The 4,718-nt window shown below is 72.0% G+C and carries 4 protein-coding genes and 2 pseudogenes; 3 read left to right on the plus strand and 3 right to left on the minus strand.

From position 1 onward, the window contains the following. Positions 1–837, minus strand: a pseudogene (locus ACWEN3_RS41745) (hypothetical protein); the annotation flags it as partial. A 100-nt stretch (positions 838–937) separates the two neighbouring features. After that, positions 938–2,476, minus strand: coding sequence for a DUF4331 domain-containing protein (locus ACWEN3_RS41750; protein WP_452982552.1), 1,539 nt, complete (start codon positions 2,474–2,476; stop codon positions 938–940). A gap of 208 nt (positions 2,477–2,684) precedes the next feature. On the opposite strand from ACWEN3_RS41750, the gene ACWEN3_RS41755 reads away from it, so the two are divergent. The 3 genes from ACWEN3_RS41755 (at position 2,685) to ACWEN3_RS41765 (ending at position 4,429) form a co-directional block, all read left to right on the plus strand. Beyond that, a complete protein-coding gene (locus ACWEN3_RS41755) occupies positions 2,685–3,227 on the plus strand; it encodes a sigma-70 family RNA polymerase sigma factor (RefSeq protein WP_452982555.1) in 543 nt (180 codons plus the stop codon). Continuing rightward, positions 3,224–4,036 carry an anti-sigma factor gene (locus ACWEN3_RS41760; RefSeq protein WP_452982558.1) on the plus strand — a complete coding sequence of 271 codons (813 nt, stop codon included), beginning with the start codon at positions 3,224–3,226 and terminating at the stop codon, positions 4,034–4,036. Before ACWEN3_RS41755 ends, ACWEN3_RS41760 begins: the two co-directional genes overlap by 4 nt. A 126-nt stretch (positions 4,037–4,162) precedes the next feature. Next, the gene (locus ACWEN3_RS41765) at positions 4,163–4,429 is read left to right on the plus strand and encodes a hypothetical protein (protein WP_452982561.1); all 267 of its coding nucleotides are present in this window, start codon (positions 4,163–4,165) and stop codon (positions 4,427–4,429) included. 59 nt (positions 4,430–4,488) lie between these two features. On the opposite strand, the pseudogene ACWEN3_RS41770 reads toward ACWEN3_RS41765, so the two are convergent. Continuing rightward, positions 4,489–4,718, minus strand: a pseudogene (locus tag ACWEN3_RS41770) (hypothetical protein); the annotation flags it as partial.

Below are 4,718 nucleotides of genomic sequence, written 5' to 3' on the forward strand. Positions count from 1 at the left end.
GCCGTCCTGGCCGAGCCGTTCGCCGTCCGTGCCGACCCGGCCCTCGATCAGGCCGTCGGCGTAGAGCATCGCGCCGGATGCTTTCCCGGACCGGTCTCCGACGCCGGGTGCGTCCTCGGACGCGTCCTCGGGGCTGGGTGCTTTCCTGGAGGGGTCTCCGGTGCCGGGTGCTTCTTCGGGTGGGTTGTCGGAGGCGGGTGCCTCCGGGGATGGGCCCTTGGCGCCGGGCGCCCGTCCGGACAGGTCTCCGATGCCGGGTGCTTGCCCGGGTGGGTTGTCGGAGGCGGATGCCCCCTGGGACGGGTCCTCGTAGCCGGATGCTTCCCTGGACAGGTCCGCGTCGCCGGATGCTTCCCCGGACAGGTCCGCGACGCCGGATGCTTCCCCGGACAGGTCCGCGTCGCCGGATGCTTCCTTCGGCGGGTCTTCGGAGACGGGTGCCTCCCGGGACGGGTCCCCAACGCAGGGTGCCCGTCCGGCCAGGTCCCCGACTCCGGGTGCTTCCTCGGGCGGCCCTTCGGAGGCGGGTGCCTCCCGGGACGGGTCCTTGGCGCCGGGTGCTTCCTCGGACATGTCCGCCGGGCTGGGTGCTTTCCCGGACAGGCCTCCGACGCCGCCGGACGCTTCCCCGGACGGGTCCCCGACGTCGGGAGCCTCCCCGGACACGTCCTCGGCGCCGGGTGCCTCCCCGGCCTCGTCCCCGGCGCCAGGTGCCTCCCCGGACAGGGCTTGCGGCTTCCTGGGCGCGTCCTCGGGCGCGGCGGGCGCCGGGGTCTTGTCGCGGCCGCTGCTCACCTGCCGCTCGCCGGTCTCGTCGTCGTTCCTACGCGGGGACATGCCCTCTCCTCGCTCGCCTGATGGTGGTTCAAAGGGGAAGGCGCGGCCCGCCGTGGGGGAGTGGGATACGGGCCGCGCCGGTCTGGGTGGGGTACAGGCGTCAGTACGGACGCCGGATGCGCCGGCGCCACCACGCGAGGGCGGTGCCGATCAGCAGGATCCCGGCCGCGCCGGAGGCCGCCGAGGCGGCGATCAGAGTGGTGTTGCCGGAGCCGCCGGAGGAACCCGCGGGCTGCAGGGCGTCTCCCAGCTGGCTGCGCACGTCCGTGCCTGCGGTCGTCCCCTTGGCGAGCGGCCCGCGTGAACCGGAGTTGGGCTCGGCGACGTACGGGAAGGACTTCTCGAAGCCCTTGTCGTTCTTGTCGACCGCGTCGCCCAGGTCGTTCTTGGACCCGACCAGCTCGCCCTCCATGACCTGCAGCGCCTCGTCGATCACGTCGTCGGCGAGCCGGCGCCCGTTCGGGAAGCCTGCGTTGTCGCCGTCCAGCACACCCAGCCGCTTGGGGTGCGCGCTCGGCTTGATGGAGGTGTTCAGGCGCAGCTCCTCCGCCGGGCGCACGCCCGGCGGCTGGTTGAGGCCCTTGACGCCCTTGAGGAAGACGTCGACCAGGTCGTTGCGCGGTGTGGCGGGCGCCTTGATCTTGTAGATCGACTCGATGAGCTTCGGCAGCTCGGGGTCGGTGACGTTCTTCAGGAACTGCGCGTCGTACGCGGGCTGCGAGGCGTTGAACCGGTCCTTGTCCTTCTGCGGGTTGACGACCTCGTTGACCAGCGGATTGCCGAGCCGGGAGACCTGGCTGAAGTAGCCCTGCGCGTTGCGGCGCTGGGTGGTGGACCAGATGCCGACGACCGGCTGCTTGGCGGACTCGCGGATCAGGTCGTTGGGCACCTGAAGGGCGACGGTGTTGACGTTGTAGCCCTTCAGCGTGTCCCGGCCGACCTCGGAGAGGTTCCCGCCGTACAGCAGGTCGAAGACGCGCAGGTCCGCGAAGAACGGGTCGTCCGCCTGCCCCGCGAAGGTCGTGGCGCCCCCGGCCGTGCGGTACACGGCCTGGGAGCGCAGCTTGCCGTAGTCCGGCATGGACGCCTTGCCGACGTCCGACGGCGCCACCGGCACGTTGTCCGCGAGCTTGGTGTCCGACACCTCGTGCTGCTTCTTCAGCCGTATCAGATCGATGTCGTACGTCTGGGTGATGTTGAGGTCCGGGTCGTCCAGGCTGGTGACCGGACCGGTGTTGTAGAGGAACGTGTTCCCGTTCTTCGTGTGGGTCTTGAAGGTGTAGCGGAACACCAACTCGTCCTGCGCGTCGCCGTTGTTGTCGACGTGGATGTCGTACTGGGCGTCGTCCGCGAACGTGTAGAAGTTCGGGCCGCCCGCCGGCTCCTCGAACGGGATCCAGTTCGCCACGATCGTCGTCGTGTCGGGCTTGTCCGGGCTGACGAACGCGTACAGGTCCGTGTTGTCGTACTGCGGGGTCCCCGAGATCAGCGGGGCCTCCCGGTGGGAGGAGGCGGAGGCCGCCCCGGGGGCCAGGGTGGCGACGCCGGCGGCTGTGAGCCCTCCGGCGGCCAGCGCACCACAGATGAGCGTGACCAGGCCCTTGCGCCCTGGGCCGCTCCTGGAGATGAGAGGTGTCATGCCGTCCGTCCTCCGTGCCAACTTGCCTGACGCCGGGGCATTCGGAGCCGTCCGCCCGGCCGGATTGGTCGGAGGCGGGAAATCTTTTTCCGCGGTCCCGACCCGCGTTTTCCGTCCGCTGATCCGTAACACCGTCGGGAGGTGTGTCTCGGTGCGGATGCGCGGTGCGCGAAGAAGGGCCGGCTGCGGCCACGGAGAGGGGGCCGGCATGGCGGCCGAGGAGTTGCTGGTGCTCGTGGCGGACGGTGACCAGAGGGCTTTCGAGGACCTGTACGGCCTGGTGTCCGGACCGGTCTACGGGCTCGTCCGGCGGGTGGTGCGCGACCCCGCCCAGTCCGAGGAGGTCGCCCAGGAGGTGCTGCTCGAACTGTGGCGCTCCGCCGCCCGGTTCGACCCCGGCCGGGGCAGCGCCCTGTCCTGGATCCTCACCCTCGCCCACCGGCGGGCCGTCGACCGGGTGCGCAGCGCCCGCGCGGCCGGCGAACGCGAGCAGCGGGAGGCCCTGCGGGCCGGGGAACCCGCCTTCGACCAGGTGGCCGAGGAGGTCGAGGCCGGGCTCGAACGCGAGTGGGTGCGCCGCTGCCTGAACCGGCTCACCGCCCTGCAGCGCCAGTCCGTCACCCTCGCCTACTACGACGGCTACACCTACCGTGAGGTGGCCGAGCGGCTGTCGCTGCCGCTCGGCACGGTCAAGACGCGGATGCGTGACGGGCTCACCCGGCTGCGCGAGTGCCTGGGAGGTGCCGCGTGAGCCTCATCGGCCGCCTGCTGGGCGGCGAGGATCCGCACTCCCTCGCCGCCCCCTACGCGCTCGACGCCCTCGACCCCGCCGAGCGGCGCCGCTTCGAGAAGCATCTGCGGGGCTGCGGCCGCTGTGCCGCCGAGGTGCGGGAGCTGGCCGAGGACGCGGTGCGCCTCGCCTGGTCCACGGCCGCCCCCGCGCCGGCCGCCCTGCGCGACCGGGTGCTGGCCGCCGTGCGCGCCACCCCGCAGGAGCACGCCCCGGTCCAGGAGCGCGCGCCCCAGCTGCCGCCGCACGTCTGGGGCACCCAGCCTCCGCCGGGCCGCACCCGTACGCCCCGGACGCGCCCCCTCTTCGTACCGTTCGCCACGGCCACCGCGGCGGCGGCCCTCGTGGTCGCCTCCCTCTTCGCCGTCCAGGCGCACCGCACCCAGGACCGGCTCGACGCCGCGCAGACCCGGGCACGTGAGATCGCCCACGTTCTGTCCGCTCCCGACGCCCGCGCCACGAGCAGCGCGGACGCCCGGGGCCGGGGAATGGGAGTGATCGCTTCCGCATCCGAGCGGGAGGCCGTCGTCACGCTCAGCGGATACGGCGTTCCGTCCGGCGGGCGCGTACACCAGCTCTGGCTGATGCGCCCCCGTGTGCAACCGCGCTCCCTCGGGCTCTTCACGGGCGACACGCCCTTGGTCGCGAGGGGTCTCGACACCTCCTCGACGTCACTCGCCGTAACCGTCGAGCCTGACGGGGGCTCAGTCCAGCCCACCGGTCAGCCCATTGTCCAACTCACCCTGAAATCGGTCGGATTCGGAGAGTAGTCAACGAGGGATGGTCAACCCCCTTGCAGGGAAGGTGAATCCTGTGGCCGAGATACACGCGTGCCCCGCTGGGGCGATAGGGTTACCCTGCCCGGGCCGGGTGGACTCGTACGGGTGGGGAGTGACATGGAGCAGATAACACGCAGCAGGGCCAGGGTCCCTGCGATCACCTGCGGAAGCAGCGCGACCAGTTCGCGCCTCGACCGCCATCTGTCGGTGCTGGCGGGTCCCGCCATACCGCAGCGCGAGACGATCGAGGCGACCTCGCTGATGCGGGAGCTGACGGCGCGTGACACCAGGCGCGAGCGCAGCGACTGGGGTGCGCGGGTCAGCCGTGTCTCCCTCTTCGCGCCGCTGCGCCGGCTGCGCCGCTCGCTGTTCGGCGGCCACTGAGCGCTCACCGAGCGCTCACCGAGTGAGCCGGCGGTCCTGGACCCCTCCAGGGCCCGCGCTCAGGCCACCACGCCGTCCCGGCGCATCGCTGCGATCAGGTCGTCCGTCATTCCCACGGCACGCAGCAGCGCCTCGGTGTGCTGTCCGAGCGCGGGTACGTCGCCCATCCGTGCCTCGTCCCCGCCCGGCAGCGTGATGGGCGGCAGCAGCGCCCTCAGCGGCCCGACCGGCGACCAGAGCGTCGGCATCACGGCGCCTGTGAAGGTCGCGCTGATCGAGGAGGAGAAAC

The sequence above is a fragment of the Streptomyces sp. NPDC004561 genome, assembly GCF_053602155.1.

Excerpts from the sequence above, each read along its gene's own strand:
- ACWEN3_RS41750 (WP_452982552.1), bottom strand. The coding sequence starts at position 2,476 with ATGACACCTCTCATCTCCAGGAGCGGCCCAGGGCGCAAGGGCCTGGTC.
- ACWEN3_RS41755 (WP_452982555.1), top strand. The coding sequence starts at position 2,685 with ATGGCGGCCGAGGAGTTGCTGGTGCTCGTGGCGGACGGTGACCAGAGG.
- ACWEN3_RS41765 (WP_452982561.1), top strand. The coding sequence starts at position 4,163 with ATGGAGCAGATAACACGCAGCAGGGCCAGGGTCCCTGCGATCACCTGC.